Raw genomic sequence first — 2,694 nt, 5'->3', positions numbered from 1 at the left:
TTCTTCAGTCGCTTCGCTCCTTCAGAATGACAATCAATTGCTAATCGCTCCTTCAGAACGACATGCACAGAAAATAGGATGTCGCGGTACTAGTCGGGCCGCTTCTCGTCTGCCTGTTTAAACTAATTCGCAGAAAATTAATACGGGAGCTAGAAAAAGTTTGTATCATTGGTTACAATATAATAATCGGCTGACCATCTTTATTTCAAAGAAGCTTTATACGATATATCTTTAGGTGTATTTTTATGCATCTTTAATGAATCTAAAGCGCCCGGCGTAATCTATAAAGCAAAAACATGTGAGGGGTTTTTAAGTGAACGATATACCGGAAGGCGTAATTGAGCGGCTATCCACATATCTTAATTGTCTAATCAAGTTTCAACAAAGTAATATCGAAACGATCTCTTCGGAGCGGCTCGGTCTCTCAAGCGGCGTCAATCCGGCGGAGGTCAGGCGCGATTTTACCTATTTCGGCACCTTCGGCAAGAAAGGCGTCGGCTACGATGTCGAGACCCTGATCCAGCATATCCAGCGGATATTGGGCTCGGATGAGCCCCATAAAATCGCCCTTGTCGGGGCGGGCAACTTAGGCTCGGCCATCGCTTCATACGAGGGGTTGCTCCAGCACGGTTTTCACATCGCCGCAATATTCGACAGCGATCCGCAGAAGATAGGCAAGACCATCAGGCACCTTGAGGTGTTCAGCATCGCCGACTTGCCGCACATCACCAGGAATGCAGGTATCGAGATCGGCATCATCGCGGTACCGCCGTTTGCGGCCCAAGAAGTAGCGGACATGCTGATCGACGGGGGTGTTTCGGTTATCCTGAACTACACCCCGGCGCTCATCAACGTGCCGGCGGGCGTACAGCTTCATAATACCGATCCGGTCCAGCAGTTGCTCCATACTCTTTACTACCTGTCGGCCAATGACAAGAAATTAGCCGGGAGAAAACGCAGCAGTATCGCGTCCGACTAATACACCGCCGAATTATTATTTTAAGCTGCTTTTGGGCATAATTAGTGCTATGGTTAATAAAACAGTTACGACAGAAGGAAGGTTGCGATAGATCATGTTTGGTTTAGGTGTTCCTGAGCTGATAGTTATCTTAGTAATCGTGCTCGTTATCTTCGGTCCCAAGAAACTTCCTGAGATCGGGAAAGCAGTCGGGCAGGGTATACGCGAGCTTAAAAAAGCGACGGATACAAAAGAAGAGCCGCAGACTACCGAGCAAAAACAATCATCATAAGAGCGTAAGCATAAAAGTATATTCATAAAAATATATAATTCGCTATACAATGCAAAAATATGAAGGGGGCCGAGAGGCCTCTTTTTTATTTTAGGTTTTTAACCAGCAATATCCTAAACCCTTAGCCGACGTAGGAAGGGTTTTATGCGCTGATTTCAAATGCAAACTTTTCCACCTTGTTTAGGCTTGGTGGAAACGGGTAAACAATGGGCGCAAAGGATAGCAAACATGGGTCTCGAGCACAGTTTAGGTTTGCTCGCTGAACGTATCAACAAAGCGAAAGGCGGATCGGTAGGTGGAGAAAACATTGCTGTCGCTAAATGAGGTCGCTTCAAAGTTGGAAACGGTATCCGAACCCGCGCTTAACAAGTGGTCAGAATCGCTACAAGGAGCCGTGAGCGGTGAGTTGCTGGAATATTTTAAGCAGAGGATCCACTTTGTTCTGGAAAGAATGGATCGCGGTTTTGCGGTGGAACTAAGCATGGCCCGGGGCTTTGCCGGGTGTGAAGAGCTGTCATCACACGTTCTCCTGCTTAGCGAGAAGGACTACTGGCTTGTAAAAGACGAATTATCCAAGGCGTACAAGGAGCAGATTCAGCTGTTGCCCCTCGGGCAGTTCGATAAAAGAACCCTGGAGAGACGGGTCGATTTCTTGATAGATGTTCTTGAGGACTCGGTTGCGGCGAACCTCATATCGGCGCTTTTTAGAAAGTCGGAACAACTCGAAGCCGAGAAACAAAACGTGAGAAAAACATTGTGCGATGTCACCAGGCTTCTTGAGAAAGATCGACAACGGCTGGCCTTTGACCTGCATGACGGACCGGCTCAGGCGCTCTCAAGCGCGCTCCTGCAAGCCGATATTCTCGAAGATTTGATAGCCTCAGCCGAGGCAAAGCGCGAACTGGCATCGCTAAAATCCATCCTCGGCCAGTGCCTGCAGGAACTACGCTCCTCGATCTACGCCCTCAAGCCCCAATGCATCAGTAAGAAGGGGCTTGCCACCATGGTTAAAGCATACGCAAAGCAATTCTCATCCCGTACCGGGATCAAAGTGGAGCTTACCATTGAGTCGAAAGAAGCGGAACTGCCTGAGGTATACGAGATTAACGTCTTCAGGGTCATCCAGGAGGCGCTCAATAACGTCTATAAACACGCCCAGGCCACACAGGTTGTAGTCAGCATTTCGTTTAGTGAAGCCACGCTCTTCTGTAGCGTTGAGGATGATGGAGTGGGCTTTAACGCGGGCGCCCGCAGCAGGCGAGCCCAGGGCCTTGGCGGGTACGGTCTGGCAAGTATGAGGGACAGGGTAGAGCAGTTCTTCGGCACATTTAACATCGATAGCCAGTTGGATAGGGGTACTTGTATAACCTTCAGTATTCCGATATAAGGGCACGTTGTAATACGTTGTAATAGAAACTTAGCACGAGGGAGACACAGTGATGGG

3 protein-coding genes are annotated in these 2,694 nt (G+C 48.6%); all 3 read left to right on the top strand.

Going from position 1 to position 2,694, the window contains the following annotated elements; genetic code table 11:
• Nucleotides 1-313 precede the first annotated feature (313 nt).
• Nucleotides 314-979, top strand: a complete 666-nt coding sequence (locus COY37_RS01625; protein WP_286678061.1) for a redox-sensing transcriptional repressor Rex — start codon at nucleotides 314-316, stop codon at nucleotides 977-979.
• Between the two features lie 94 nt (nucleotides 980-1,073).
• Nucleotides 1,074-1,250 (top strand): twin-arginine translocase TatA/TatE family subunit, encoded by a 177-nt coding sequence (tatA, locus tag COY37_RS01620; protein ID WP_286678060.1) that lies wholly within the window; start codon nucleotides 1,074-1,076, stop codon nucleotides 1,248-1,250.
• Between the two features lie 295 nt (nucleotides 1,251-1,545).
• A complete protein-coding gene (locus COY37_RS01615) occupies nucleotides 1,546-2,637 on the top strand; it encodes a sensor histidine kinase (protein WP_286678059.1) in 1,092 nt (363 codons plus the stop codon).
• The last annotated feature ends 57 nt before the right edge of the window (nucleotides 2,638-2,694 follow it).

Origin of the sequence: Candidatus Aquicultor secundus (assembly GCF_002791875.1) — a bacterium.
GTDB classification, from domain to species: domain Bacteria; phylum Actinomycetota; class Aquicultoria; order Aquicultorales; family Aquicultoraceae; genus Aquicultor_A; species Aquicultor_A secundus.
This window is presented reverse-complemented; position numbering and strand designations above follow the sequence as displayed.